We start from the raw sequence: 26,047 nt of genomic DNA, 5'->3' as shown, positions 1-26,047 counted from the left end.
CGGTTCGAACGTACTATGGTCGAACGGAACGGGTGGGGACGAGATCGTCCCGTCCTCACCGGGTCTTCCCGTAGCCCTCCACCGTCGTTCGTCGAGCAGGCAAACGTCACGGATCCGGGGATCTACGACGAGTTCGAAGCCGACTGGCCCGACTGCTGGGAACGTGCAGCCGACTTGCTCTCGTGGAACCAGCCGTACGAGACCGTCCTCGAGGACGAGGACGCCCCCTTCTATCGGTGGTTCACCGGTGGGCGACTGAACGCGGCCGAGAACTGCGTCGACCGCCACCTCGAGGCGGGACGCAAGACCCACACGGCGATCCGCTGGGAGGGCAAACACGGCGACCGGAAGACGTACACCTACCGGGATCTGTACGTCGCGATCAACGAGTTCGCCGCGGCCCTCCGGGAGTTGGGCGTCGAGGAGGACGACGCGGTGACGGTTTACCTCCCGATGATTCCGGAGCTCCCGATCGCGATGCTGGCGTGCGCCCGGATTGGAGCGCCCCACAGCGTCGTCTTCGCCGGGCTCTCCGCGGACGCGCTCGCGACGCGAATGGAGGCCGCGGACAGCGAGTATCTGGTCACCTGCGACGGCTACTACCGGCGCGGCGACGCCTTCAACCAGAAGAGCAAGGCCGACAACGCCCGCCTCAAACTCGAGCAGGACGTCCGGACGGTCGTCGTCGACCGACTCGGCGAGGACCTGCCGCACGTCCTCGGCGACGACGAGTACGACTATCACGACCTCCGAGCGGAGTTCGCCGGGGAGACCGTCGATCCCGTGCCGCGGGACGCCGAGGACATGCTGTTCCTGATGTACACGTCGGGAACCACCGGTGAACCGAAAGGCGTCGTCCACACGACGGGGGGCTATCTCTCTCACGTCGCCTGGACCTCGCACGCGGTGCTGGACGTCAAACCCGAGGACACCTACTGGTGTGCGGCCGATATCGGCTGGATTACCGGGCATTCGTACATCGTCTACGGCCCGCTCGCGCTGGGGACCACGACGGTGATGTACGAGGGCACGCCCGACTACCCCGACCGGGATCGACTCTGGGAGATCGTCGACCGCAACGCGGTCGACATCTTCTACACCGCGCCGACGGCGATTCGCGCGTTCATGAAGTGGGGCAAGGACTATCCCGACCGCCACGACCTCTCCTCGCTGCGGTTGCTCGGTACCGTCGGGGAACCGATCAGCCCGCGCCCGTGGAACTGGTACTACGAACACGTCGGCAACGGCGAGTGTCCGGTCGTCGACACCTGGTGGCAGACCGAAACGGGGGCGGTGACGGTCTCGACGCTGCCGGGCGTCGACGAGATGAAGCCCGGTGCCGCCGGGCCGGGGCTCCCCGGAATCGACGTTCGCGTCGTCGACGAATCGGGGACCGAAGTCGACCCCGGCGAGTCCGGCTACCTCACCGTCGCTCGGCCGTGGCCCGGAATGGTCCGAACGCTGTACGACGGCGACGATCGCTTCCGAACGGAGTACTGGGACCAGTTCTCCGATCCCGACCGCGGAGAGTGGTGCTACGTCAGCGGGGACGCCGCTCGAGTCGACGAGGACGGCTACATCACCGTTCTCGGGCGGGTCGACGACGTGATCAACGTCTCCGGTCGCCGGCTGAGCACGATGGAGATCGAGAGCGCGATCACCAGCGTCGAAGGCGTCGCCGAAGCCGCCGTCGTCGGCCGCTCGAGCGAGACGAACGGGACCGACATCCAGGCCTACGTCAGCACCGAAGGCGGCTACGACGATCACGACGCGGTCCGTAGCGACATCGTCGATAACATCGAGGCGGCGATCGGACCGATCGCCCGTCCGACGAACGTCCTCTTCACGCCCGAACTCCCCAAGACGCGCTCGGGAAAGATCATGCGTCGGTTACTCGAGGACGTCGCGAACGGCGAGGAACTCGGCGATACGAGCGCGCTCCGTAATCCGGAGATCGTCGGCGAAATTCAGGCCGAGATCAGCGAGGAGTGACGTACCGGCGATCTGTTTCGTGGTTTCAAATGAGACGAAACGGGACGCGAAGCGATGACGGCGGATAAAATCCGTTTCGGGCGCTAACGGGTAGATACGTCGATACAATTATATTCGCGCCACTTGAACGAGCGAACAATGAGTCTCGAGGAGCCCGAGTCGGCGGAACTCTCGCGGATCCAGTACGAGTCGCTCCTCGACGCCGCCGAAACCTATCGCGAAGCCCTCGTCGTCCGCCTCTGTGGCGACGTCGGGCTTCGGCCGACGGAACTCACCGCACTCACCGTCGACGACGTCGAACAGGTCCGCATCGATCCGCCGCGATACCTGATTCGGGTACCGGCCGTCGACGACGGATCGGGACGAACCGCGTACTTGCCGACCCGCATCGAACGGGAACTGCGGCGATACGCGCGGAGCAACGGGCTGTCGATCGACGATCGGATCTTTCCCGTCACGGCCCGTCGACTCCAGATGCTGGTATCGGACGTCGCCGACCGCGCCGCCGAGTTCCTCGATCAGCCGTCGCTCGCCGACGTCTCGACGAGCGACCTCCGGCAGTACTTCGCCCGAACCGCGCTCGTCGACCACGCGGTCAACCCCCGCGTCGTCAAGACCGTCGGCGGCTGGCGGAGTTTCGAGGCCCTCGAGCCGTACCTCCCCGAACCGACGGACGCGGAGATCGTCGACGCCTTCGACGCCGCGGAACGACCGTCGGGGGCCGGTCGCGGCGGATCGGGAGCGGGACCCGGACCGATGGTGAGCGACGACAGCGTCATCCGCCTGTTGCTTTCCGCGAGCGACCGGTACGCGCTGTTACGACTCGACGCCGACGGCTACGTCGAGCGCTGGAACCGGAGTGCGGCCGCCATGTTCGGCTACCGGGCCGGTGAAATCGTCGGCACGCACGTCTCGACGTTCTACACCGACGAGGACGTCGACGACGGCGTCCCCGAGCGGACGCTTTCGGCCGCGCTCGAGGAATCCGGCGCCGAGACCGAGGGCTGGCGCATCCACGAGGACGGCACGCGGTTCCGGGCGACCGAAGTCGTCTCGCCGTTGCGAGACGAGCAGGGTCACCACCGCGGGTTCGCCGTCTTCGTCCGCGACGCCTCGTCGGCCCACGACGAACTCGAATCCGTTCGGTCGCGCCGGGACGAACTCGAGGGGCGCTACGCGGTCGCGACGGCCCACCGTGCGGTCACCCGGTCGCTGTTCGAATCGACCGACCACGAGGAGATCGAAACCGAGACCTGTGCCGCCCTGACGGACGGACGGGCCTACGAGTACGCCTGGATCGACCGGGCGACCCACTCGGACCAGCGCCGGGAGTGGCGCGCCTCGAGCGGGATCGACCCCGATGCAGTCGACCGACTGGTTCCGGATCGGTGGCGCGAGACGACAGTGACGACTACCGACCTCTCGTACGACGAGACGACGAGTGACGGGACCGAGGGAGCGGGCGACGAGAGCGAGACGGCGATCTCGGTCGCGACCGACGTCCCGCTCGCGACGGACCGGACCGACAGTAGCGAGTCGGACGGGGCGACCGGAACCCTCGCACGCGTCCCGCTGACCTACGGCGACACGGTGTACGGAACGCTCTCGGTCGCGACCGAACGGGACGGGGCGTTCGACGCGGACGAACGCCAGTGGCTCGAGACGATCGGGCGGCAGGTCGGCTACGCCATCGCGGCGGTTCGTCGGCGCAACCTCCTGCTCTCGGATCGCGTCGTCGAACTCGAACTCACCTGCCGCGACGAGGACTCCTTCTTCGTCGACGCCTCGCGCCGACTCGGCTGTCGATTCGAACTCGACTCGCTCGTCTCGCTCGGGGAGACAACGCAGCTGTACTACCTGCGCCTCGAGGGGGCGTCGCCGGCCGACGTATTCGACCTCGCCGCGGACGAACCCGGGATCGAGGACTGCCGACTAATCGAGACCTACGAGGGCGGATGGCGCGTCGAGTTCGTCATCGACGGCTCCTGTCCGATCGTCACGCTCATCGAGTACGGCACCACCGTCCTCGACGCGCGATTCGAGGGTGGAACCGCGACGATCACGACCGAGTGTGCGGCCGACGCCGACTTGCGGACGATCGTAGACGGCCTGCGCGCCGTGTTCCCCGACTCCGAACTGGTCGGGAAACGCGAGGTCGAACGGACCGTCCAGACCGCCCGCGAGTTCCAGAAGGGACTCGAGGAGCGGCTGACCGACCGCCAGGAGGCGGCGCTTCGAGCGGCGTACTTCGGCGGCTACTACGACTGGCCGCGGGAGAGTACGGCCGAGGAGATCGCCGACGCGATGGGAATCTCCTCGCCGACGCTCCACAACCACCTGCGAAAGGGCCAACACGAACTCCTGCGAACCTTCTTCGACGATCCGGACGACGACGGTGGATCGGGGAGCGCCACGTAACGGTCCGGCGACGAATGCCGCCGGGTCGACACTAATCCTCTAGAGCGGCGACCTTGCACCTGCGTGGTCACGTTCGTCGTCGGCCCGATCGGTTCGCGGGCGATCCGCGCTGCCGTGTCGCGCGACCGATTGGCGGGGGACCCTCCCCCATATAACCGACTATAGTCTCCTAATACAGTCAATATGCCCTAGTTATTCGACCCGATTTTGTACAACTAGATGGCGGCTTTACTATACCTGTTGTCTATTGGGTTGGTGTATCATGTCACAGGAGGATGCCAACCTCGAGGCTCGTCTCGAGGAACAGGAGACGTTCGACCCCCCCGAATCGTTCGTCGAACAGGCGAACGTCACGGATCCGGGAATCTACGAGGAGTTCGAGGAGAACTGGCCAGACTGCTGGGAGCGGGCCGCAGACCTGTTGTCGTGGGAGGAGGAGTACGACACCGTCCTCGAGGACGACGACGCGCCGTTCTACGAGTGGTTCACGAACGGGACGCTGAACGCCTCGTACAACTGCATCGACCGCCACGTCGAGGGCGACCGCGCCGACGAAACGGCGATCGAGTGGGAGGGTGAACTCGGCGAGACGCGCAGCTACACCTACGACGAGTTGCTGGACGAGGTCGAGGAGTTCGCCGCGACGCTCCGCGAGCTCGGCGTCGAGGAGGACGACGTCGTCACTCTCTACATGCCGATGATCCCGGAGCTCCCAATCGCGATGCTCGCGTGTGCCCGAATCGGAGCCCCGCACGCCGTCGTCTTCGCTGGCTTCTCCGCGGACGCGCTCGCGACGCGGATGAACGCCGGCGAGAGCGAGTATCTGGTCACCTGCGACGGCTACTACCGCCGCGGTGACGCGCTGGATCACATCTCGAAGGCCAACGAGGGCCTCGAGTCGGTCGAGCACGAGGTCTCCGACGTCGTGGTCGTCGACCGCCTCGGCGACGACCTGGAGCACGACCTCGCGGACAACCAGCACGACTACGACGAACTCGTCGCCGAACAGGAGGGAGCCAGCGTGGATCCGGTCTCGAGAGACGCCGAGGACATGCTGTTCCTGATGTACACCTCGGGGACGACCGGCAAGCCCAAAGGCGTCAAACACACCACGGGCGGCTATCTGGCCTACAGCGCGTGGACGAGCCACGCCGTCCTCGACGTCAAACCCGAGGACACCTACTGGTGTGCGGCCGACATCGGCTGGATTACCGGGCATTCGTACATCGTCTACGGCCCGCTCGCACTCGGGACCACGACGGTGATGTACGAGGGCACGCCCGACTACCCCGAGAAGGACCGGATGTGGGAACTCGTCGAGAAGAACGACGTCGACATCTTCTACACCGCGCCGACGGCCATCCGCGCGTTCATGAAGTGGGGCGAGCAGTACCCCGCCGAGCACGACCTGTCGTCGCTGCGATTGCTCGGAACCGTCGGCGAGCCGATCAACCCGCGGGCGTGGAAGTGGTACTACAAGCACATCGGCGGTGAGAACTGCCCCATCGTCGACACGTGGTGGCAGACCGAAACCGGCGGCATGATGATCACGACGCTGCCGGGGATCAGTAAGATGAAACCCGGCTCCGCGGGACCGCCGCTGCCGGGAATCGACGCCCGCATCGTCGACGCACAGGGCGAGGAGATCTCGGCCGGCGAAGCCGGCTACGTCACGATCAACAACCCGTGGCCCGGGATGCTCCGGACGCTGTACAACAACGACGAGCGGTTCATCAACGAGTACTGGGAGGAGTACTCGGATAAAGAAACCGACGAGTGGGTCTACTTCCCGGAAGACGGGGCGAAGATCGACGAAGACGGCTTCATCACCGTCCTCGGCCGGGTCGACGACGTCATCAACGTCTCCGGTCACCGACTGGGGACGATGGAGATCGAATCGGCCGTCGTCGGCGTCGAAGGGATCGCCGAAGCCGCCGTCGTCGGCGGCGATCACGAGGTCAAAGGCGAGGCGGTCTACGTCTACGCCATCCCCGAGGACGGCTACGAGACCGGCGCGGACCTCGAGGAACGCGTCGTGCAGGGCGTCCTCGATTCGATCGGCCCGATCGCGAAACCGGAAGAAGTGATCTTTACGCCGGAACTACCGAAGACGCGCTCGGGCAAAATCATGCGACGCTTACTCGAGAACATCGCGAGCGGCGACGAACTCGGCAATACCTCGACGCTCCGTAATCCGGAGGTCGTCGACGAGATCGCCGAGCAGGTCGAGTAATCGGATCAACCTATTTATAGGATACGCACAGAAAGAACTATCGCGACTCAAAATATGGCAGACAATAACACCCACAACACGAGCGAGGAATCGAACGAACTCCAGACGGACGGAGGCGTCTCGGATGTCGAACGCGAGAAGCAGATCGACTATCTGGACGTGGAAATCAACCTGTTGAAACCGGCGACCCCCTTCATGCGGGACCACAATCGGATCATCTTGCGGGGGTTCCTAATCTGGGCGGTCGTCGTCTTCGGGCCGATCACGGCCACGCGACTCTTCCCGGACGTGATGACGTCGACGATGCCGGGACTCGGCTTCCCGCTTCACTACTTCCTGATCGCGATCGTCGGTCCGGCCGGCGCGCTCTTGCTGTCGGTCTGGTACGTTCGCAAGCGCGACCAGATCGACGAAAAGTACGATATCGAACAGTTCGCGGGGACCAGTCGTGAACCGAGCGAGACGAGTGGACAGGAACCGGCGGCGACTGACGGGGGTGTCGACCGATGAGCGGGCTCGCCGCGGCTGACGCCCTCGCGGTCGCAGGGGATACGATCGTGCCGCTGCAGGCGGACGAAGCACTACTTCCTGAAGGGCTGGACATCGGTTTCAAACCGGTGCCGGCGATTATCGTCATCGCGATGATGGCTCTCTTCCTGGCGGCAGGGGTCTTCTACAAGGTCGCCGACACCGCCGACATGTGGGTCGCCGGTCGCTCGATCGGCAACGTCGAGAACGGTATGGCGATCGGCGCCAACTGGATGTCGGCGGCGTCCTATCTCGGGATGGCCGCGCTCATCGCGCTGTCGGGCGTCTACGGGCTGGCGTTCGTCGTCGGCTGGACGACCGGCTACTTCGTCCTGCTCATCTTCCTGGCCGCACAGATGCGCCGGTTCGGGAAGTACACCGCGCCGGACTTCGTCGGCGACCGATTCAACTCGGACGCCGCCCGGGCGATCGCCGCGATCACGACGTTCCTGATCGGGTTCGTCTACGCGCTCGGCCAGGCCCGCGGGATGGGTCTGGTCGGCCTGTACATCCTCGGTGATCCCGGAATTCCGGGGCTGAGCGGATACCAGGGAATGATGGTCATCTTCATGGTCATCACGATCGCGTACCTCGCGCTGTCGGGGATGCTCGGCGCGACCAAGACGATGGTCATCCAGTACGTCATCCTCATCAGTGCATTCCTGATCGGGCTGCTGGTGACCGGCTACGTGAGCGGCTACTCCACGATACTCCCACAGCTCGAGTACGGCATGCTGATCAGCGAACTCAGCGCCGAATTCTCCGACCCGTTCGCGGGTGGGAGCTACTACCTGTGGATCGCGACGGCGTTCAGCCTGATCTTCGGGACCTGCGGCCTGCCGCACGTGCTGGTCCGGTTCTACACGGTCGAGAACGAACGTATCGCCCGCTGGTCGTGCACCTGGGGGCTGTTCTTCATCTGCCTGCTGTACCTGTCGGCGCCCGCCTACGCCGCGTTCGGTACCGACCTCTACAGCAGCGAGGTTGGCCCGGCGTACGGCGATCCGGGCATGTCTGCGGAAGCCGGTGACGTCATCGTCGTGCTGGCGACGCAGCTGGCGGGCCTGCCGACGTGGCTCGTTGGCTTCGTCGCGGCAGGCGGCATCGCCGCGGCGATCGCGACGGTCGCCGGACTGTTCATCGCCGGCTCGTCGGCGATCTCGCACGACATCTACGCGAACATCATCAACCCCGACGCCACCCAGCGTCAGCAGGTCCTCGTCGGCCGGCTGAGCATCGTGGCCCTCGGCGTGCTGACGATTATCTTCGCACTCGACCCCACGGCCCCGATCGCGGCGCTCGTGTCGTTCGCGTTCTCGCTCGCAGCCATCGTCCTGTTCCCGATGTTCTTCCTCGGACTCTGGTGGGAGAACACGAACCGACAGGGTGCGCTCGCGGGGATGACCACCGGACTGATCGTCTGGCTCATTCCGATGTTCAACGAGGGTCACTTCGGACCCGGCTTCGACATCGAATTCCTCGCGACGTGGATGCCCGCGATCGGCTCCGGCCTGATCGGCGTGCCCATCGTCTTCGCCGTCACCATCGCCGTCTCGCTGGTCACGGACGAACCGCCGCTCGAGACGAAGCAGATGGTCCGGCAGTGTCACAGCCCGGATCCGATGCCGAAGGACAAGACGGCCGCCGACGTGGTCGCCGAGAAGAACGGTGGCGGACCATCCCCTGCTGACGACTGATCCATGTACGAACGCATACTCATCCCCACGGACGGAAGTGACGTAGCGGAACTGGCGGTCGAGCACGCGCTCGACATCGCCGCGCAGTACGACGCCGAGGTGCACGCGCTGTACGTCGTCGATACCGACGCGGTCGCGTACAGCCTGGGTGCGGAGCAGGTCGATCGGATCAGATCCGGTAACTTCCAGGGCATGACGGAACTCCGCGAGGACGCGGAAGCCGCGACCGACTACGTCCGCGAACGGGCGGACGCCCGCGGCCTCTCGGTCGTCGAACACCACTCCGGGGGACAGCCCCACAGCATGATCGCCGACTACGCCAAGGACCACGACGTCGACCTCATCGTCATGGGGAGCCACGGTCGCTCCGGCGTGCGACGTGCGCTGCTCGGGAGCGTCACCGAACGTACGCTCCGATCGACGACGATTCCGGTACTCGTCGTCGACGCTCGCGAAGATACCGGCGAATAACTGCGATAACGCTCCGCTTTTTTTGCGTCGGTTCGATCGGCGGTCGAGTCGCTTCGCTCGTTCGTGTCTCGACCGCCCGTGGTCGGTCGATCGCGCTTCAGAAGAGTCGACCGCTCGCTATCGGTGCTCGATCGCTGTCACTCCCGCCACTCGCGAGCCAGATCCAGGTTCCAGACGAACGCGTAGTACGCGGCGACGCCGGCGAGCATCATCAGGTAGTACGCCCACGTCGGTCCCTCGACAAGCCGGAAGAGGAGGTCGACGAGCGTCACCCAGACGATCGCAAACGCCAGGTCGGTGAGAATCCCCCAGCGTTGCTCGCGGGCGGTCTCGAGCCACTCACCAATGCCACTCATCGATCGGTCACCCGCGGATCCCCGGTTTCAGCCATCGAGTACGAGTTTCTCCGGCACCTGAAAAAGTCTATCGGCGCCTCCGGACTGACGGGTACCTGTCGCGTGTAGGGCGATCGCCGATCCCTAGTCCCAGTACGCTACGTCGTCGTCGATCCGGTAGTAGCCCTCGAGCGTCCGTTCGTCGCGGCCGCCCGGCGGCGAGCCGACGAAAACGCCGAGCTTGCCCATCTCGGGGTAGACGGTGATATCCGGCTCGTTCATCGTCGAGACCATCAGGTATCGGAGCGGCTCCTCGCTATCGTTGACGATCCGATGGCCGCCGCTCTCGTTCGCCGGCAGGGTGACGAAGTCGCCGGCCGTCAACGGCTCCTCGCCCTCCTCGCCTCGAAGGAGGCCGTCGCCCGACAGCACGTACAGCGCCTCCTCGTTCGCCGTGTGGTAGTGGTAGGGCCACGACCGCATCCCCGGCGGCAGTTCGTAGAGGCTACAGCCGAGGTCGGCGGCGTCGACGGCGCTCGAGAGCTCCTTGCGCCGGAACGCCGTTTTCTCGCGGTCGTAGGCCTTCCAGTCGACGGACGCCTTGTTGATCTTCTCCATACGATACCACGACAGACACGTCAATCACATAAGAATTCTCGGGTCCAGGAGGGCCCCTCGCTCGGTCGAGCAGTGCGCAGTAGCCGTGAGCGGGTTTCCGACGGCACGGAAGATCCTCTCGGCGACTGGGGTTCGGCGGGTGTCTCGCGCGGGGCGATGGATCGGCGACCGTTCGTACTACGGACTGCTGTCCGAGTTCGCCGATCGAGTACCGACAGTGGGCGAGGTCGCCGGCTCCTCGGCGGGACGAAGCGTGAAGCGAAACGTCGATCCCTCGCCGGATTCGGAGTCGACCCAGATCTCGCCGTCGTGGCGCTCGACGATCCGTTTGCACAGCGCCAGGCCGATCCCCGATCCGGCGTGTTCGTCGACCGAGTGCAAGCGCTGAAAGATACCGAAGATACGGTCGGTCTCGTCGGGATCCATGCCGATCCCCTCGTCGTGAACCGAAACCGTCCACGTCGTCTCCTCCTGGGCCGCCGCCACGTGAATTCGCGGCGGGTCGTCACCGCTGTAATCGATCGCGTTGCCCACCAGGTTCTGGAAGAGTTGCTGTAGCTGCCGTTCGTCGCCGTCGACGGCGGGCAACGGCTCTCGAGTGATCCGGGTGTCGGTTTCGTCGATCTTGAACTGGAGATCCGTGAGGACGTCGTCGAGAACGGTGTCCAGATCGACGGCGTCGAACTGGTCGCCCTGCGTTCCGACCCGCGAGTACTCGAGCAAGCCGTCGATCATCCCCCGCATCCGGTCGGCGCCGTCGACCGCGAATTCGATGAACTCCTCGCCGTCCGCGTCGAGTTCGTCGCCGTACCGGCGCTCGACGAGTTGCAGATAGTTCGTGACCATCCGGAGCGGTTCCTGTAAGTCGTGGGAGGCGGCGTAGGCGAACTGTTCGAGTCGGTCGTTCGACGCTTCGAGCTGGGTGACGGCCTCCTCGAGGCGCTCTTCGGTATCTTTCAACCGTTCGTTCTGCTCTTCGACCGTTTTAGCGTGGGTGAGCGCCTGCGCTTCGTTGACGCCGATCCCCAATCCCGCGATAGAGCCGATCGACAACAGGACCGCCTGGGTTCCGAACGTGAACTGGACGGAGACGCCGGGATGGAGGACGCGCAGTCCGAGCACGAGGCCCATGACGGCGATGCCACCGAAGACCCACAGCACGATCCGCGGATAGAGTTCGGACGGAATCGGCGTTCTCGGTAACCAGCGACCGATAGACAGCATGACGAACCCCGGCGTACTGAGCAGGATTAAATCGAGCACCGCCTCGAGAAGCAGCCCACTGCCGAGCAACGCAGTGATCGATTTGACGATCGCACTGGCGAGAAGCAAAACGCCCAGCAGCGGGATAACGAGTTGCCAGCGGGTCGTCTCGTCCCGAGAGGATTCGGGGAGTATGTCGAGTTCGAGGGAGGTCACACCCATTATATCACTTACGGACGGCTGCGCTGTTTAGCGTCGCTTTTTCGTGTACAACCTGCTTAAATACCTCAGCGGGAAGATTCCGCTACATCGGACAGGGTACTCCTGAGAATGTGACTGAGACCGCGTCGAAGTCGAGATCCGACGGCCTGCTGTGTGATGCCGAGTTCTTCGCCGAGTTCATCCATCGTCACCTCCCGTGGGGAGTCGAAGTAGCCGCGGTTGTAGGCGAGTACCAGCGCTTCTTGCTGTGACTCGGTCAGCGCTGCCTCGGTCTCCGTCTCTATCGGCGTGAGCGCGTGTAACTTCGTCAGCGTGATCGGAATCTCGAGTTCCCGGCACCGTTGCTGAAAGGACGCGATATCGTTTCGGTCGTCCCCGCGAATCTCGAACGTCCACCGCTGGTTCGTCCCGACTGCTTCGATGAGCGCGATCCCAGTCTCCGTCAGCGTGTTCAGAACGCCGGCGTAATCCAGCGCCCACTCGACGCGCAACAGATACTCGTCCTCGACGGAATCGACGAGCTGGATCCCCTTTACCCCCGGATGTGCGGTAAACGAACTCTCGATATCCTCGACGGCAGTCCCGCGAACCCAGAAGTAGGGAACGACCACGTCTCGTGCCGGGATGATTCGCTCCAGTTCGACCGTCACTCCCGGCAGCTGTTCGAAGATGCTCCCCAACGGGAACTCGTCGGACGGAACCGTAAACGTCGCCTCGGTAGCCATGCTTCGAACGGTCGGGCTCAGGGAGTATACCTGTCACGGAACTCGAGGCGAACGAAATCTTCCAGCGCACCGCTCGCGTATCACTGCACGCGATCGGCCGCCCGAACGGAAAACGAAACCCCCTAACCTCGCCCGGGAGTCCACTCGAGCATGCACGACGATAGCGAGGTCGCCGTCCTCCGACTCGGCCACCGGCCCGGCCGGGACGAGCGGATGACGACCCACGTCGGCCTGACCGCGCGGGCGCTGGGCGCCGACCGCGTCTGGGTTCCCGACAACGCCGGCCAGTCCGGAGAGACCGTCGCGGACATCACCGACCGCTTCGGCGGCCCCTTCGAAGTCGACCTCACCGATTCGCCGCAGGGGATCATCCGCAACTGGGAGGGACAGGTCGTCCACCTCACGATGTACGGCGAGCGAGTGCAGGACGTCGAAGACGACATTCGAGCGGCCCACCGGGACGACGGCGACTCCATCCTCGTCGTCGTCGGGGCCGAGAAGGTTCCCTTCGACGTCTACGAGGAAGCCGACTGGAACGTCGGCGTGACGAATCAGCCCCACTCCGAAGTCGCCGGACTGGCCGTCTTTCTCGACCGGTTGTTCGAGGGCCGCGAACTCGAGCGCGAGTGGGAAGGAGCCGACCGCACGGTCGTCCCGATGGAGACCGGCAAACGGGTCGAGTCGACGGACGAAGAGTAACCGGCGGAGTCAACCGGACGGTCGAAACAGTCGGAGCGGGCGGAGAATCCGTCCGCCGGCCGTCCGGACGACGTGTCGAACCGCCGCGACGGCACCCATCTCGTTCTCGTCGATCGTATAGCCGTTGCCGACCCGTTCGATCGGTCCCGACTCGCCGTGGGTCTCGAGGAGGCGCTCGAAGTCGGCGTCGATGAGCCCCGTCCGCGACTGGATCTCCGCCGCGGTGAGCGGCCGGTCGGCCTCGCGGAGTTCCTCGACCAGCCAGCGGTTGTGCTCCCCCAGCAGGAACAGTTCGCCGTTCGAGATGCCATCCTCGTCCTCGCTCGTCTCGTCTGCGGGATCGCTGTAGCGCCACGCGTCGACGCCGTCGAGAACGATCCAGGCACCGACGACGGCGAGTACCGGACCGAGCCACCGATCTCCCGTCAGGAAGCCGTAGACGCCCGCAACGATGACGATCGAGCCGAGGACGACTCTCGCGAGTACGGGCCCGATATCGAGTCCCGCCGCGTCGACGGTCGCGCGAACGAGCGGCACGCCGACGACGATTCCGATGAGGATCGAAATCGCGGCTGACTCAAGGCCGAACAGGGAGAGCACGGCGACGAGGACGACCGCGCCGACGAGATCCGTCGCGTCGATCTCGTCGCGGAACCGGGCCGCGAACTGTCGAACCATTTGTGGAACCGTTTACACGATCGCTCTTAACAGTATCGAGGACTCGCTGCGAAAATTGGGCTCGGCGACGGCCAGTCTCGCATTCGCCGGTACGCGCGTCGAGGACGAGCCGTCGGTCGGTTCTCGAGCGAGCTGTCGCCAACGCGAAATTTTATAGGTGAGCCTCGGTATCGTCCACCATGGACTTTACAGATGTTCCCGTACCTGCCAGGGAGGGAAACGTTGTAAGACTATTCGAGGAAACGGCGTCGCTGCACGGGGGAAGGCAGGCGATGGAACACCACGGCGAGCGCACCACGCACGCCGAACTGCAGGAGTGGACGGCGACGTTCGCCGGCGGTCTCCACGACCTCGGGCTCGAGCCCGACGACCGACTGCTGCTCTTCCTGCCGAACTGTCCGGAGTTCCTCGTCGCCTCGCTTGGCGCGTTCAAAGCCGGCGTCGTCATCTCGCCGGTCAACCCGCAGTACAAGCGCCGCGAGGTGGCCTACCAGCTCGAGGACACGGACGCGAAGGCGATCGTCACCCACCCGGCGCTCCGGTCGGTCGTGGATCAGGCCCTCGAGGACGCGGGCCGGGACGCCGCGGTGATCACCGTCGGGAGCCAGTACATGAACCGCGACTCGAACGACACCTTCTTCGAGGACGTCAGCGGCGAGCCGACGCTGGTCGAACGCGCGGACGACGACGTCGCCCTGCTGCCCTACACCTCCGGGACGACGGGGAAACCGAAGGGCGTCCAGCTCACCCACCGGAACACGCGGGCACAGCTGAACTGGACGCTCTCGGCCTCGAGCCACGATATCGACCCCGAGGAGGTCCGCAGCCTCACCTGGCTCCCGCTGTACCACATCACCGGCTTCACCCACACCGCCCTCCAGCCCCTCGCCGGCGGCGGGAGCGTCTACTTCCGGAGCGCCCTCGAGTGGGACGCCCAGGCGTGCATGCAGCTCATCGAAGACGAGGAGATCACCCACTTCGTCGGCGTGACGACGATGTACTCGGACATGGTCGCCGCCGACGAGTTCGGCGAGTACGACCTGACGAGCCTCGAGTCGGCCTCCGAGGGCGGGGCGAAGCTCTCGACGGCAGTCCAAGAAGCGTTCGAGGAGACCGCGGGCGTCGACATCTCCGAGGGGTACGGCCTCACGGAGACCCACGGGGCGACCCACACCCAGACCGGCTCCTCGTTCGGCCTGCGACACGGGACGATCGGCCAGCCCCTCCGAATGACCGACTGCAAGATCGTCGACGACAGCGGCGAGGAGGTGCCGCCGGGGGAGGAAGGGGAGCTCCTCGTCCGCGGCCCGCAGGTCATGAACGGCTATCACGAACTGCCCGAGGCGACCGACCGAGCGTTCACCGAACGCGGCTACTTCCGGACCGGCGACATCGCCACTCGCGACGAGACCAACTACTACGAGATCGTCGACCGGAAGAAGCACATGATCAACACCGCCGGCTACAACGTCTATCCGAGCGAACTCGAGAACCTGCTGCTCGAGCACGAGGCCGTCGCGGATGCCGCCGTCGTGGGGATTCCGGACGACCGACGCAACGAGGTCCCGAAGGCGTTCGTCGTCCCCGCGGACGGGGTCGAACCCGGCGAGGATGTGACGAGCGAGGAGATCAAAGCGTACTGTCTCGAGCGCGTCGCCGAGTACAAACACCCCCGCGAGGTCGAGATTATCGACGAACTGCCGCGGACCACGAGCGGCAAGATTCAGAAGTACAAACTCGAGGAGCGGGACGAGGACGAGACGTAGGAACCGGAACGAAGTCGACGCGTCGTCGACTCGCGCGGACGACGCGGATTCCTGCCACGACAGAAGGGCTAGCTTTTCACCCGCTGCGGACGCAGCAGGCGTATGGACTCAGACTCGCCGCTGCCGCGGACGCCGATCGAGTGGTTCATGTTCGCCCCGGCGCTCGCCGTCCTCAACGGAATCGTCTTGCTCGCGACCGGCCACACGCTCTTCGAATCGATCGCGATGGGCGTCTTCTACGGGTTCGCGATGGCGTTCGGAATCTTGCTTCTCGCCGTCGGCTGGAACGCGTTCCACGACGGGGACGACGCGTCGGAGACGGATTCGACCGAGTAGCCGCCACGGCGGCCTGGCCACAGCGCGGCCCGCTTCCGCTCAGTCAGTCCGGTAGTATCGCACGCCGTCCTCGAGATCGTACGCCACCGCTCCCCGATTCTCGAGCGTGCCGAGCGTCCCCATCGTATCCAACACGGGCGCGAGATACCGAACGCTGCCGGCCCGCTCCTCGGCGACCGACAGCGGCGTCGCGGGTTCGATCGCGGCGAGCGCCGCTTCGGTCTCCGCGACCAGGCTGTCGAGTCGGTCGCGCGTGAGTTCGACGACCCGGCGGGGGTCGTCGAAGGTCGGTCCGTGACCGGGGAAGGCGTGGGTCGCCGTCGTCTCCAGCAGCCGATCCATCGCGTCGTAGTAGCGGTCGACGCCGTCGTAGGTGTCCCAGTCGATGCCGGCGTGGAACGTCCCGGCGCGGAAGGTCTTGATCAGCGCATCGCCGGAGAAGAGGGCCGTCGTCCCCTCGAGTTCCGTCTCGAAACTCTGGTGGTTCATCTCGTGGCCCGGCGTGGGAAGCGAGCGGAACTCGCGATCGCCTACCGAGAACGCGGTGTCCGGGTCGATCGGTCGGGTGCTCGCCGGATCGAGCAGTCCGAAATCGCGGCGAAGCGACTCGAGTTCCTCGTCGACGATGTCTTCGCCCTTCTCGTCGGAGTACCCCACCGATCGCGCGGTTTCGCGAACCGTCTCGCGGACCGCCTCGGGATCGCGTTCGAGTCGCTCGAGGGCGGCCCTCGGCGCGTGAATCGTCGCGCCGGCGTCCCGAAGCGTTCCCGCCTGCCCGAGATGGTCGCTGTGGGCGTGCGTGACGAGCACGTGTTCGATATCGCGAACGGCGTAGCCGGCCCGTTCGAGGCCGGCCTCGAGTGCTGACTCGCCGGCGTCGGTCGGCGTTCCGGCGTCGACCAGGATCGGTTCGGGGCCGTCGATCACGTACGCGGCGACGTGTTTCGGGGGCCACGGCACGTCGAACTCGAGGCGATGGATCGTCGAGAAAACGCGATCACTCCGACAGGCACCTCCGGCGTCGGTATTCATCGACTCGAAGACGGCGGTCGAGAAAGGTGAAGGTTACTCTCTGCCGCGACCGCCTCTCGCGGAGTCGTACTCGAGACGGTTCCGTGGCGAACCAGTGTAATAAGACTTAATGGCTTCATGCCGTTACACGTAGGTAATGGCTTTTGAGGACCTGCTCGAGGACCCGGTTATCCAGAAGTACTTACACGAGCTGGTCGGTCCCAAGGGGATGCCCGTCGCGGCCGCGCCGCCGGACGGGGAAGTGACCGACGAGGAGCTCGCGGAGGAACTGGATCTCGAGTTGAACGACGTGCGACGCGCGCTGTTTATCCTGTACGAGAACGATCTGGCCACCTACCGACGGCTTCGCGACGAGGACTCGGGGTGGCTCACCTATCTCTGGACCTTCGAGTACGGCAACATCCCGGAGAACTTAGAGGAGGAGATGTATCGGCTCCACGACGCCCTGGAAGACCGTCGAGAGTACGAGCGCAACCACGAGTTCTACCTCTGTGAGATCTGCTCCATCCGGTTCGAGTTCGGCGAGGCGATGGACTTCGGCTTCGAGTGCCCCGAGTGCGGCTCGCCGCTGGAATCGATGGACAACGACCGACTCGTCAATTCGATGGACGACCGCCTCGACGCGCTCGAGGACGAACTCAACATCGACGCGGACGCCTGATGGTCGTACTCGCAACCAAACTCTACGTTGAGGGCGACGCCCGCGAACGATCGCTGGACTCGCTGCGCTCGCTCGTGAACAACGAGATCGGCGATCTCGACGTCGAGTTCGAGATCGGCGTGCGCCACGACGACTTCCCGAGCGTGACGATCGAGGGCGAGGACGCCACCGTCGCGCGCAACGTCCTCGGCGAGGAGTTCGGCGAGATTGTTCCCGATCTCGAGGCCGGCGAGACCTACACCGGAACGCTCGAGTCGTGGGACGAGGACGGCTTCGTGCTCGACGCCGGGCAGGGCGAGGGCGTTCGAATTCCGGCCGACGAACTCGGCCTGGGTCCGGGTTCGCCGATCCAGATCCGCGAACGGTACGGGCTGGTCCAGCATCTGCCGCTGCAGTTCGTCTACGGCACCGGAAACGGCGACGACGGTGGGGAGCCACCGCGGCTCGCCGAGGAGGAACAGGATCGGCTCTACGAGTGGACCCGAGGGGAGGGTCGACTCAACGTCAACAGCGCGACGCGCGCGGAGGTCCGCGCGACGCTCAACCGGGCCGGTCACGCACAGGACTACGTCACGATCGAGCGACTCGGACTCCTCGAGCAGAGTGTAATCTGTCCCGAGGACACCGACCCGCCGGGCTTGCTGGCGAGTGTCGGCGAATATCTCCCGGCGGAACTCCGCTGTGTCGTTCCCTAATATGAATCGACGGCTCGTTTTCGCAGTGCTCGCGGTCGGCTTGCTCGTCGGCCTAGCCGGCTGTTCGATGTTCTTCGGCGGACTCTCCAACGAGGAACTCGATCGGGAACAGGAGTACGACGACTTGCGAGACAGTGACGCCGACGTCGCGATCGACCTCGAGAGCGGGAGTCTGATCGATAACGGCGAGTTCCGTGCGGTCTACGATCTGGAGGACAGGGAGGAGCTGTCCCTGTATCGGTCGAACATCTACAGCGATCGCGCGCTGGAGATCCACAGCGTCCGCTACTGGTATCCCAACGGGACCGAAGTGACGGGATCGGAACTCGACATCGACCAGAGTCAGACGAGTACCGATATCCGGGTTCCGGACGGCAACGGCACGCTCGCGATTTCGGGCGACGCCGACCGCAAGTCGTTCACGCTGCCGGCCTACGTCGAGGGCTCCTACGAGGTAACGACTCCCGAAGGACATCGGACCACCGCCTTCCTGTTCGGCGACGTCAACCCCAGCGGCTACGAACGGGAGGTCGTCGACGACCGGGAGCGGCTAACCTGGGACGAGATGGACAGTACGCTCAACCTGCAGTACTACCTCACCCGCGACATCCCGCTGTTCCTCGGACTGGTCGCGATCGTCACGACCGTCGGCGGTGCCGGGATCGCGTACTACTACCGGAAGGTTAAACGACTCGAGGAACAGCGCGAAGAGCTGGGGTTGGACGTGGAGATCGACGACGGATCCGACGACGGGCCGCCGCCGGGCATGAAATGAGTCCGGCGAACTACTCGTCATTTCGTTCGGCACCGACGCAGAACAGCCGCCGTTGACGCCGAGCGTTAGCCGTGAATCGCCCGCTCGTCGAGCCAGATGGCGTCCTCGCCGTCGATCTCGACCCGTCCCTTGACGTGGGGCATGTGCCGGCCCATTCGCGTCGGCTCGAGATCGCTCGGTCGGATCGTCCGCGTGACGTCGACATCGTCGACGAGCCAGCCGTAGTAGGCGTCGTCAGCGTCGGTGACCCGAAGGACGAGCAGTTTCGGCTCGTCGACGCGAGCCGTCGTTCGGACCGACGACGTAAACGCCCGCGGGAGGTCGACGACCCGAACTCGCTCGCCGCCGACCGAGACCGAGCCGGCGTTCCACGGATCGTCCGCCGTCGCGATCGACTCGTCGTCCGAGACCCCGAAGACCGACGCGACGGCGTCGGCTCTGACGCAGTATCGGTCGCTCTCGAGATCGAAGGTGAGAACGGTGACGGGCTCGTCGGAATCGTCGGGCGTTGTCGCCGATGCCATACTGATACGGAATTTAGCAGCGTTAAAATAAAGCGTTCGGGTTTACCGATCCGCGACGACCGCTCGAGTGGCGACCGGCTCCGTCGAGTGAGACCTCCGTGCGGGAGTCAACGTTTTAGTGTTGGAATGTGATGGTCGAGCAGGAACATGGCCCCGGATCTTTCCGAAAAGCTTCTCGGAATCGATATCGACGACGCCGACGATCGCACTCGGCGAACTGCGGACGGTCCAGACGAGGATCAGGAGGAACTCGAGCAGTTCGTCTTCTTCGCACTGGGTGAGTACCGATTTGCACTGCCGGTCCAGGCGGTTCGAACGCTCGCCGACGTCTCCGAACAGCTGACGCGAGTCCCGCGAACGCCGGCGGCGATCGAGGGCATGATGGACCTCCGGGGAGAGATCACCGCGGTGATCGACCCGCACGTCCATTTTCCGGATACCGAAATCGACGATCATCCCGGCCGGGAACGACTGCTGGTGCTCGATCGACCGGCCGACGAGCAGTCGGTGGCGATTCGGGTCGACGACGTGGTCGGCGTCGAAACGGTTCCCGTGAGCGACGTCCACGACGGAGCGGTACCGGCGGAGTCCCCGCTTTCGGGCGACGCACTCGCCCATCCGCTCGTCGTCGCCCTCATCGAACAGGAACGCGAGCCGGAGCCCGAGGTCGATCGGCTCGTCTCCTCGAGTCGGCCGGAAACGACCGTCGCGTCCGAATCCGGCGGCGAGACCGACTCCGGCGGCGCCACTGCACTGTCGTCGGGGGGTGCGTCGCGGGACGGTGCCGGCGCTGTCGTCGGGGAGACTTTCGAACTCGAGTCGGACGAATCGGCGGAACCGGAACCCGCCGAGGTCGAGGACGACCCGACGCAGGAAATCGTCGTCGAGGGGACGCCCCTGCTCGACGTCGAGAAACTGCTGCTGGCGTCCGGACGGCGAACGTAGCCGACCGGGTCCTGAACGGGGTCTCGCGATGTCGTCGTCTGAGAGGGTTCTTCCACCCGTATTCGACACTTATCACGACTGATAATCGAGAGACAGCATTTATGGTAGTTGTATTTCTATCAGCGTTTGGTGTACTACTGAATGTCGACAGGGGTGCTCATCGTGGACGATTCTCATTTTATGCGGAATCTACTGCGCCAAATTTTGGAACAGGATTACCGCATTCTCGGAGAAGCGTCCAACGGCGCCGAAGCAGTCAAACTGTACAAAGAACACGACCCCGATATCGTGATGATGGACATCGTGATGCCCAAGTGTAACGGCATCAAGGCGACCGCAGCGATCAAGAAGATCGATCCGGACGCGCGAGTCATCATGTGTACGAGTGTCGGGCAGCGTGAGAAAATGAAACTTGCCGTGAAAGCTGGGGCGGACGGCTACGTGACGAAACCGTTCGAAGAACCCAGCGTCAGAAAGGCTCTCACAGACGTCGCGACTGCATGACGCGAGTACTCGTTGTCGACGACTCTCAGTTCATGCGGACAGTCGTCGGCAACGCACTCACGGAGGCGGGTTACGACGTCGAGACCGCGACGAACGGCTCGGAAGCGATCGAGACGGCCGCCGCGTACGATCCCGATGTCGTCACGATGGACGTCGAGATGCCCGAACTGGGCGGTATCGACGCCGTCGAGCGGATCATGGTGACGAACCCGACGCTGATCCTCATGCTCAGCGTTCATACCGAACAGGGGACGGAGGCCACGCTCGACGCCCTCGAGCGGGGCGCGGTCGATTTCCTCCACAAACCCGACGGGTCGGACGGACGAACGCTCGCCCACCTCAGTAGCGAGGTCGTCGACAAGGTCGACGAACTCGCGAACGCGAACGTGTCCTCGATCGCGCTCGCTCGCGCTTCCGCGTCCGCATACGCGACGCGGTCGCATCGAGCGGACCGCGACGTGGCGACGGGACGGGCAGTCGCCGGAGCCGACCCGCGAGGCGGCCTCGAGGTCGGTGGCGGGTCGACGACGAGTCGACCGACTGGCCCCGACGAACAGCGCTCGTTCCGTCCGGGAGCCGGAGCCAGCAGTGAGAGCGAACCCGACGACGATCCCGGACCGGTCGAACTCGAGGGCGAGTACGCGGCCGATCCGACTATCGTCCTCGGCGCCTCGACCGGCGGTCCGAAGATCGTCGAACGGCTGTTCGAACGACTTCCGGCCGATCTCGAGGCGAAAGTACTGGTCGTCCAGCACATGCCCGAGGACTTTACCGAACGGTTCGCCGAGCGCCTCGATCGGCTCAGCGAATACGACGTTCGCGAGGCGGCCAACGGAGAGCTGGTTCGATCCGGTGAGGCGGCGATCGCCCCCGGTGACGCCCATCTCGAGGTCGTGAACAACGTCGGCGGCCGACTCCGGGTTCGGCTCGACGACGGCGAGCGACTTCACGGCGTGCGGCCGGCGATCGACGTGACGATGCAGTCGGCGGCCGAGAACGCCGTCGACCCGCTCTGTGGCCTCGTGCTGACCGGTATGGGGCGTGACGGTGCAGCGGGAATCGAGGCGGTCAAGACCGCCGGCGGGCACACCATCGCACAGGACGAAGCGACGAGTCCGGTCTTTGGCATCCCCTGTCAGGCGATTCAGACGGGGTGCGTCGACGATATCGCACCCGCGACCGAACTCGTCGAGACGATCGTCGACGCGTTCGATACGGACGGTGAGACCGATGAGTGACTATCTAACCGACTTCGTTCAGGAGAGCGAAGAACGAATTACGGAACTGAACAACGCGTTGCTCACGCTCGAGCGTGATCCGACCGACGACGACGCGATGGAGAACATCTTCCGCGTTGCACACACGCTCAAGGGCAACTGTGGCGCGATGGGACTCGAGTCGGCGAGCGATCTCGCACACGCGATCGAGGACCTCCTCGACGCCGTCCGGCAGGACGAACTCGAGGTGACGCCCGAACTGATGGACGTCATCTTCGACGCCGTCGACGAACTCGAGACGATGATCGACGAGGTGTCGGCCAACGGCGAGATCGACACCGATCCGACGGCGACGATCGAGGCGCTCCGCGAGCACCTCGACGACGGCGCCGATTTGACCGGTATCGGTGTCCCGTCGGACGGCGAAATCGAATCCGTCCTCGAGCGGTTCGAGCCGCCGGCGGACGACGAACACAACGCGTACCTGGTCCGACTCGATATCGCGGACCGCGAGGGCGTCAACAACGGCGAACTCGTCGTCGACGCGCTGATCGACGCGTTCGATCTCATCGGCACCGAGCCACCGCGAGACAAGATCGAAGCCGACGCGTACGGCAGTCAGTTCGACGCCGTCTTCGGCAGCGCCGTCGGCGAGACCGCGATCACCTCCGGTCTCGAGCCGGTCGAGGAGGTCGACGACTTCGAACTCGTCGACGTCTCCGACCAGTTCGAGCGCGTCGCCGCTGCGGCCGACGCGGCCGACGCGGATCCGGGTGCCGACGAACCGGAACCCCAACCGGGGGAGACGATCTCCTCGGAAGAAGCCCAGGATCTCGACGTCGACGAACTGCTCGACGAGTTCGAGGAGTTCGACGACCTGGACGAGATGGTCGAGGACGTCGGTGACGACGAGCTCGACGCGTTCGACGATATGGGCGATGCGGGGACGTTCGACGACCTCCTCGATGAGGACGAACTGGACCTCGACGACGAGCCGACAGCCGAGTCGGCCGTCGACGCCAGCGCGGAGCCGGACCCGGGAACCGAACCCGACGATTCGGCCGCGCCGGCGGACGACGAGGAGGACGTCGACGACGCGAACGCCGTCTTCAACGAGCTCAAAAACGAGGTCGAGATGGTCGGCTTCGACGAACTGCAGGACGAACTCGACGAACTCGAGTTCGACGAGTTCGACGACGACGACGAGGTCGGCATGGACGAACTCATCGGCGACGAGGTCGACATCGACGACACCTCGTTCCTCAACGACGAGGAGCCGACCGAGGCGGCCATCGACGAGATGCTGGTCGAGCCCGAGACGACAGCCGCGACGGAGGGCACGGCCCCGGCGCAGGACGAAACTGCGCCGCCGTCAGCGGGCGAGGATGCGTCGACCGAACTCGAGGCCGAAACTGACCCCGAATCGGACGACGATATGCCGGTCGCCGACGCGTCGCCACCGGAGGCGGACGTCGAACCCGAGCCGGTAGCCGACCTCGAGGCGGACGCCGAGTCCGAACCAGAAATCGACTCCGAGTCGGACATCGAATCCGAGCCGGACGCTGAACTCGAGACGGCTTTCGGCTCCGAACCGGATAGCGTCTCTGAACCGGACGCTGAATCCGCTTCGGACGGCGATCTCGAGACGGACACCGAGTCTGACCCCGAACTCGAGACGGACTCCGAATCGGCTGTCGATTCCGAACCGGATGCCGAATTCGAGACGGTCGTCGATTCCGAACCGGCCAGCGCCGCTGAACTGGATGCTGAATCCGAGTTGGATGCCGAACTCGAGACGGACGCTGAATCCGCATTGGATGCCGAACCCGAACCGGACGTCGAGTTCGACGAGGACGCGGTTGACGAGGGGTCGGAACCCGAATCCGATGTGGCAACCGAATCCGAATCGCCACCGTCGGAGCCGGACGCAGTCGAACCGGTCGATGCATCCGGCGGCGAGAGTCCCAGATCGGCGTCCGACGCCGAAGACGGCGTCTCCGAATCGGTCGACCCGGACGACGGCGCGGGCAAACCGGACGATGTAGCTGCGTCGGACGATTCCCTGACGGAGGCCGGTGACGAATCACCGGCTTCGACCGGGGCGGACGACGGTGCCGAATCGATCGACGCCGACGCTGCAGACGGGACCGCTGAGACGACAGCCGAAATCGACGACCCAGACGCGACGGTCGAGACGGACGACGAGACCGGCCTCGAGGACGACTTCGGGACCGCTCTCGAGGGCGACTTCGATTCGACGGTGTCGTTCGACGACGACTCGGATGCGGATCCGTTCGCTGACGACGGGTTCGACGACGACGGGTTCGCCGACGATTTAGACGGCGATCTGTTCGCCGACGATTCGTTCGACGATGACCCGTTCGCCGACGACGGGTTCGACGACGAGCCCGACTTTGCCGATCCGGACGCTGCTGACGGGTTCGATTCGGCACCGACGAGTTCGCCGGCAACGGAGACGACGTCCGCCTCGTTCGACGACGCTGCAACCGACGAGACTGCTGGAGACGAAGCCGACGAGGACGACGTCGTCCGTCGGGTCGACGAACCGACGCTCGAGATTCCCGAACTCTCGATTCCGGAGACGACCGACCAGCCGGACGCCGACCAGCAGACCGACGAGATTCAGTCCGTCCGCGTCGACGTCGAACAGATCGACTCGCTGCTCACGCTCGTCGAAGGGCTGGTCACGAGTCGCGTCCGGCTCCGGCACGCGGTGACCGAAAGCGAGGACGCCATGGCGCTCGAGGCGGAACTCGACGACCTGGAGGATCTGACGACGGAACTGCAAGAGACCGTGATGGACGTCCGGCTCGTCCCATTACAGACGGTGACGAACCGCCTGCCGCGGGTCGTCCGCGACATCGCGCGCGATCAGGACAAGGAGGTCGCGTTCGAGATGACCGGCGAGGACGTCGAACTCGACCGGAGTATCCTCGACCGGATCGGCGATCCGCTGATCCACCTGGTTCGCAACGCCGTCGATCACGGCATCGAGCCGCCCGAGGAGCGCGAGGCCGCCGAGAAGCCCCGCGACGGCTCCGTCGAGGTCCACGCCGATCGCTCGCGCGACCGCGTGACGATCACGGTCGAAGACGACGGGAGCGGTCTCGACCCCGACCGCCTCCGCTCGGAGGCCGTCAAGGCCGAGATCCTCACCGAAGACGAGGCGGCCGATCTGCCGGACGAGGACGCCTACGAACTCATCTTCCACCCCGGCCTCTCGACGGCCGACGAGGTGACCGACGTCAGCGGCCGCGGCGTCGGGATGGACGTCGTCAAACGAACGATCGAAGACCTCGAGGGGACGGTTTCGATCGACAGCGAGGCCGGCGAGGGGACGACCGTCACGATGACGCTTCCCGTGTCGGTCGCGATCGACGACATCCTGTTCGTCGAGTGCGGCGGCGAGGAGTTCGGCGTCCCGACGAAGACCGTCCTGGACATCGAACCCGCGGACAGAGCACGGGCGGACGACGACGAGTATTCGGTCGTTCGCCTCGACGACACCCTCGAGACGCCTCGACCCGGTGTCAACGGCGACGGGATGCTCGTCCGTATCCGCGACGAGGTCCGACCGGTCGCCCTCCACTGCGATCACGTCCACGGCCAACAGGAGGTCGTCGTCAAGCCCTTCGAGGGCTTCATGAGCGACATTCCGGGGCTCAGCGGAGCGACGGTACGGGGGCGGGGGGAAGTAGTCAACATTCTTGACGTGACGACACTATGACAATGAACGAATACCCACACCCACG

23 protein-coding genes are annotated in these 26,047 nt (G+C 65.0%); 16 read left to right on the top strand and 7 right to left on the bottom strand.

Annotated elements, in window-relative coordinates:
* The first annotated feature begins 15 nt into the window (after positions 1 to 15).
* The 6 genes from acs (ACSFC7_RS10395) to ACSFC7_RS10370 all read left to right on the top strand — a co-directional run bounded on the left by acs (ACSFC7_RS10395) (position 16) and on the right by ACSFC7_RS10370 (position 9,339).
* Positions 16 to 1,992, top strand: a complete 1,977-nt coding sequence (acs, locus tag ACSFC7_RS10395) for an acetate--CoA ligase (protein ID WP_436347636.1) — start codon at positions 16 to 18, stop codon at positions 1,990 to 1,992.
* Positions 1,993 to 2,130: 138 nt separating this feature from the next.
* Complete coding sequence (locus ACSFC7_RS10390; protein WP_436347635.1) at positions 2,131 to 4,410, top strand: bacterio-opsin activator domain-containing protein; 2,280 nt, start codon at positions 2,131 to 2,133, stop codon at positions 4,408 to 4,410.
* A 262-nt stretch (positions 4,411 to 4,672) separates the two neighbouring features.
* Entirely contained in the window at positions 4,673 to 6,643 is a 1,971-nt protein-coding gene (gene acs / locus ACSFC7_RS10385; RefSeq protein ID WP_436347634.1) for an acetate--CoA ligase, read from the top strand.
* Positions 6,644 to 6,697: 54 nt separating this feature from the next.
* On the top strand, positions 6,698 to 7,153 hold the full coding sequence (locus ACSFC7_RS10380) for a DUF4212 domain-containing protein (protein ID WP_436347633.1): 456 nt from the start codon (positions 6,698 to 6,700) through the stop codon (positions 7,151 to 7,153).
* Entirely contained in the window at positions 7,150 to 8,868 is a 1,719-nt protein-coding gene (locus tag ACSFC7_RS10375) for a VC_2705 family sodium/solute symporter (RefSeq protein WP_436347632.1), read from the top strand. Before ACSFC7_RS10380 ends, ACSFC7_RS10375 begins: the two co-directional genes overlap by 4 nt.
* Positions 8,869 to 8,871: 3 nt before the next feature.
* Positions 8,872 to 9,339, top strand: coding sequence for a universal stress protein (locus ACSFC7_RS10370; RefSeq protein WP_436347631.1), 468 nt, complete (start codon positions 8,872 to 8,874; stop codon positions 9,337 to 9,339).
* A 137-nt stretch (positions 9,340 to 9,476) separates the two neighbouring features.
* Here the strand turns inward: ACSFC7_RS10370 and ACSFC7_RS10365 are convergent, their stop codons facing one another.
* From ACSFC7_RS10365 to ACSFC7_RS10350, 4 genes are all read right to left on the bottom strand, one after another.
* Entirely contained in the window at positions 9,477 to 9,695 is a 219-nt protein-coding gene (locus tag ACSFC7_RS10365; protein WP_436347630.1) for a hypothetical protein, read from the bottom strand.
* 123 nt (positions 9,696 to 9,818) lie between these two features.
* Complete coding sequence (locus ACSFC7_RS10360) at positions 9,819 to 10,292, bottom strand: cupin domain-containing protein (RefSeq protein WP_436347629.1); 474 nt, start codon at positions 10,290 to 10,292, stop codon at positions 9,819 to 9,821.
* A 177-nt stretch (positions 10,293 to 10,469) separates the two neighbouring features.
* Positions 10,470 to 11,717, bottom strand: coding sequence for a sensor histidine kinase (locus tag ACSFC7_RS10355; RefSeq protein ID WP_436347628.1), 1,248 nt, complete (start codon positions 11,715 to 11,717; stop codon positions 10,470 to 10,472).
* A 65-nt stretch (positions 11,718 to 11,782) separates the two neighbouring features.
* A complete protein-coding gene (locus tag ACSFC7_RS10350; protein ID WP_436347627.1) occupies positions 11,783 to 12,442 on the bottom strand; it encodes a bacterio-opsin activator domain-containing protein in 660 nt (219 codons plus the stop codon).
* A 150-nt stretch (positions 12,443 to 12,592) separates the two neighbouring features.
* Between ACSFC7_RS10350 and ACSFC7_RS10345 the strand changes: the two genes are divergently transcribed.
* Positions 12,593 to 13,141 carry a tRNA (cytidine(56)-2'-O)-methyltransferase gene (locus ACSFC7_RS10345; RefSeq protein WP_436347626.1) on the top strand — a complete coding sequence of 183 codons (549 nt, stop codon included), beginning with the start codon at positions 12,593 to 12,595 and terminating at the stop codon, positions 13,139 to 13,141.
* Positions 13,142 to 13,150: 9 nt separating this feature from the next.
* Here the strand turns inward: ACSFC7_RS10345 and ACSFC7_RS10340 are convergent, their stop codons facing one another.
* Positions 13,151 to 13,819 (bottom strand): hypothetical protein, encoded by a 669-nt coding sequence (locus tag ACSFC7_RS10340; RefSeq protein WP_436347625.1) that lies wholly within the window; start codon positions 13,817 to 13,819, stop codon positions 13,151 to 13,153.
* A 179-nt stretch (positions 13,820 to 13,998) separates the two neighbouring features.
* Here ACSFC7_RS10340 and ACSFC7_RS10335 point away from each other — a divergent pair, with 179 nt between their 5' ends.
* Both ACSFC7_RS10335 and ACSFC7_RS10330 read left to right on the top strand, forming a co-directional pair.
* Positions 13,999 to 15,585: a class I adenylate-forming enzyme family protein gene (locus tag ACSFC7_RS10335; protein WP_436347624.1), complete on the top strand. Its 1,587-nt coding sequence runs from the start codon at positions 13,999 to 14,001 to the stop codon at positions 15,583 to 15,585.
* 102 nt (positions 15,586 to 15,687) lie between these two features.
* On the top strand, positions 15,688 to 15,921 hold the full coding sequence (locus ACSFC7_RS10330; RefSeq protein ID WP_436347623.1) for a hypothetical protein: 234 nt from the start codon (positions 15,688 to 15,690) through the stop codon (positions 15,919 to 15,921).
* A 39-nt stretch (positions 15,922 to 15,960) separates the two neighbouring features.
* Here ACSFC7_RS10330 and ACSFC7_RS10325 read toward each other — a convergent pair whose 3' ends face one another.
* Positions 15,961 to 16,953, bottom strand: coding sequence for an MBL fold metallo-hydrolase (locus ACSFC7_RS10325; protein ID WP_436347622.1), 993 nt, complete (start codon positions 16,951 to 16,953; stop codon positions 15,961 to 15,963).
* Positions 16,954 to 17,089: 136 nt separating this feature from the next.
* Here ACSFC7_RS10325 and ACSFC7_RS10320 point away from each other — a divergent pair, with 136 nt between their 5' ends.
* The 3 genes from ACSFC7_RS10320 to ACSFC7_RS10310 are packed head-to-tail and all read left to right on the top strand — an operon-like array spanning position 17,090 to position 19,084.
* Positions 17,090 to 17,614 (top strand): transcription factor, encoded by a 525-nt coding sequence (locus ACSFC7_RS10320; RefSeq protein ID WP_436347621.1) that lies wholly within the window; start codon positions 17,090 to 17,092, stop codon positions 17,612 to 17,614.
* Positions 17,614 to 18,309: a DUF2110 family protein gene (locus ACSFC7_RS10315; RefSeq protein WP_436347620.1), complete on the top strand. Its 696-nt coding sequence runs from the start codon at positions 17,614 to 17,616 to the stop codon at positions 18,307 to 18,309. The genes ACSFC7_RS10320 and ACSFC7_RS10315 overlap by 1 nt, the downstream gene beginning before the upstream one ends.
* 1 nt (position 18,310) lies before the next feature.
* Entirely contained in the window at positions 18,311 to 19,084 is a 774-nt protein-coding gene (locus tag ACSFC7_RS10310) for a DUF5803 family protein (RefSeq protein WP_436347619.1), read from the top strand.
* A gap of 65 nt (positions 19,085 to 19,149) precedes the next feature.
* On the opposite strand, the gene ACSFC7_RS10305 is transcribed toward ACSFC7_RS10310, so the two are convergent.
* Complete coding sequence (locus tag ACSFC7_RS10305) at positions 19,150 to 19,608, bottom strand: chemotaxis protein CheW (RefSeq protein ID WP_436347618.1); 459 nt, start codon at positions 19,606 to 19,608, stop codon at positions 19,150 to 19,152.
* 147 nt (positions 19,609 to 19,755) lie between these two features.
* Between ACSFC7_RS10305 and ACSFC7_RS10300 the strand changes: the two genes are divergently transcribed.
* The 4 genes from ACSFC7_RS10300 (at position 19,756) to ACSFC7_RS10285 (ending at position 26,022) form a co-directional block, all read left to right on the top strand.
* Positions 19,756 to 20,553, top strand: a complete 798-nt coding sequence (locus ACSFC7_RS10300) for a chemotaxis protein CheW (RefSeq protein ID WP_436347617.1) — start codon at positions 19,756 to 19,758, stop codon at positions 20,551 to 20,553.
* Positions 20,554 to 20,694: 141 nt separating this feature from the next.
* Positions 20,695 to 21,057: a chemotaxis protein CheY gene (gene cheY / locus ACSFC7_RS10295; protein ID WP_090304838.1), complete on the top strand. Its 363-nt coding sequence runs from the start codon at positions 20,695 to 20,697 to the stop codon at positions 21,055 to 21,057.
* Complete coding sequence (gene cheB, locus ACSFC7_RS10290; RefSeq protein WP_436347616.1) at positions 21,054 to 22,295, top strand: chemotaxis-specific protein-glutamate methyltransferase CheB; 1,242 nt, start codon at positions 21,054 to 21,056, stop codon at positions 22,293 to 22,295. The genes cheY and cheB overlap by 4 nt, the downstream gene beginning before the upstream one ends.
* Positions 22,288 to 26,022, top strand: coding sequence for an Hpt domain-containing protein (locus ACSFC7_RS10285; RefSeq protein ID WP_436347615.1), 3,735 nt, complete (start codon positions 22,288 to 22,290; stop codon positions 26,020 to 26,022). The genes cheB and ACSFC7_RS10285 overlap by 8 nt, the downstream gene beginning before the upstream one ends.
* Positions 26,023 to 26,047 lie beyond the last annotated feature (25 nt).

It is taken from the genome of Natronorubrum halobium (assembly GCF_051351675.1).
In the GTDB taxonomy this organism is placed as follows: Archaea; Halobacteriota; Halobacteria; order Halobacteriales; family Natrialbaceae; genus Natronorubrum.
This window is presented reverse-complemented; position numbering and strand designations above follow the sequence as displayed.

Excerpts from the sequence above, each read along its gene's own strand:
- acs (WP_436347636.1), top strand. The coding sequence starts at position 16 with ATGGTCGAACGGAACGGGTGGGGACGAGATCGTCCCGTCCTCACCGGG.
- ACSFC7_RS10390 (WP_436347635.1), top strand. The coding sequence starts at position 2,131 with ATGAGTCTCGAGGAGCCCGAGTCGGCGGAACTCTCGCGGATCCAGTAC.
- acs (WP_436347634.1), top strand. The coding sequence starts at position 4,673 with ATGTCACAGGAGGATGCCAACCTCGAGGCTCGTCTCGAGGAACAGGAG.
- ACSFC7_RS10380 (WP_436347633.1), top strand. The coding sequence starts at position 6,698 with ATGGCAGACAATAACACCCACAACACGAGCGAGGAATCGAACGAACTC.
- ACSFC7_RS10375 (WP_436347632.1), top strand. The coding sequence starts at position 7,150 with ATGAGCGGGCTCGCCGCGGCTGACGCCCTCGCGGTCGCAGGGGATACG.
- ACSFC7_RS10370 (WP_436347631.1), top strand. The coding sequence starts at position 8,872 with ATGTACGAACGCATACTCATCCCCACGGACGGAAGTGACGTAGCGGAA.
- ACSFC7_RS10365 (WP_436347630.1), bottom strand. The coding sequence starts at position 9,695 with ATGAGTGGCATTGGTGAGTGGCTCGAGACCGCCCGCGAGCAACGCTGG.
- ACSFC7_RS10360 (WP_436347629.1), bottom strand. The coding sequence starts at position 10,292 with ATGGAGAAGATCAACAAGGCGTCCGTCGACTGGAAGGCCTACGACCGC.
- ACSFC7_RS10355 (WP_436347628.1), bottom strand. The coding sequence starts at position 11,717 with ATGGGTGTGACCTCCCTCGAACTCGACATACTCCCCGAATCCTCTCGG.
- ACSFC7_RS10350 (WP_436347627.1), bottom strand. The coding sequence starts at position 12,442 with ATGGCTACCGAGGCGACGTTTACGGTTCCGTCCGACGAGTTCCCGTTG.
- ACSFC7_RS10345 (WP_436347626.1), top strand. The coding sequence starts at position 12,593 with ATGCACGACGATAGCGAGGTCGCCGTCCTCCGACTCGGCCACCGGCCC.
- ACSFC7_RS10340 (WP_436347625.1), bottom strand. The coding sequence starts at position 13,819 with ATGGTTCGACAGTTCGCGGCCCGGTTCCGCGACGAGATCGACGCGACG.
- ACSFC7_RS10335 (WP_436347624.1), top strand. The coding sequence starts at position 13,999 with ATGGACTTTACAGATGTTCCCGTACCTGCCAGGGAGGGAAACGTTGTA.
- ACSFC7_RS10330 (WP_436347623.1), top strand. The coding sequence starts at position 15,688 with ATGGACTCAGACTCGCCGCTGCCGCGGACGCCGATCGAGTGGTTCATG.
- ACSFC7_RS10325 (WP_436347622.1), bottom strand. The coding sequence starts at position 16,953 with ATGAATACCGACGCCGGAGGTGCCTGTCGGAGTGATCGCGTTTTCTCG.
- ACSFC7_RS10320 (WP_436347621.1), top strand. The coding sequence starts at position 17,090 with ATGGCTTTTGAGGACCTGCTCGAGGACCCGGTTATCCAGAAGTACTTA.
- ACSFC7_RS10315 (WP_436347620.1), top strand. The coding sequence starts at position 17,614 with ATGGTCGTACTCGCAACCAAACTCTACGTTGAGGGCGACGCCCGCGAA.
- ACSFC7_RS10310 (WP_436347619.1), top strand. The coding sequence starts at position 18,311 with ATGAATCGACGGCTCGTTTTCGCAGTGCTCGCGGTCGGCTTGCTCGTC.
- ACSFC7_RS10305 (WP_436347618.1), bottom strand. The coding sequence starts at position 19,608 with ATGGCATCGGCGACAACGCCCGACGATTCCGACGAGCCCGTCACCGTT.
- ACSFC7_RS10300 (WP_436347617.1), top strand. The coding sequence starts at position 19,756 with ATGGCCCCGGATCTTTCCGAAAAGCTTCTCGGAATCGATATCGACGAC.
- cheY (WP_090304838.1), top strand. The coding sequence starts at position 20,695 with ATGTCGACAGGGGTGCTCATCGTGGACGATTCTCATTTTATGCGGAAT.
- cheB (WP_436347616.1), top strand. The coding sequence starts at position 21,054 with ATGACGCGAGTACTCGTTGTCGACGACTCTCAGTTCATGCGGACAGTC.
- ACSFC7_RS10285 (WP_436347615.1), top strand. The coding sequence starts at position 22,288 with ATGAGTGACTATCTAACCGACTTCGTTCAGGAGAGCGAAGAACGAATT.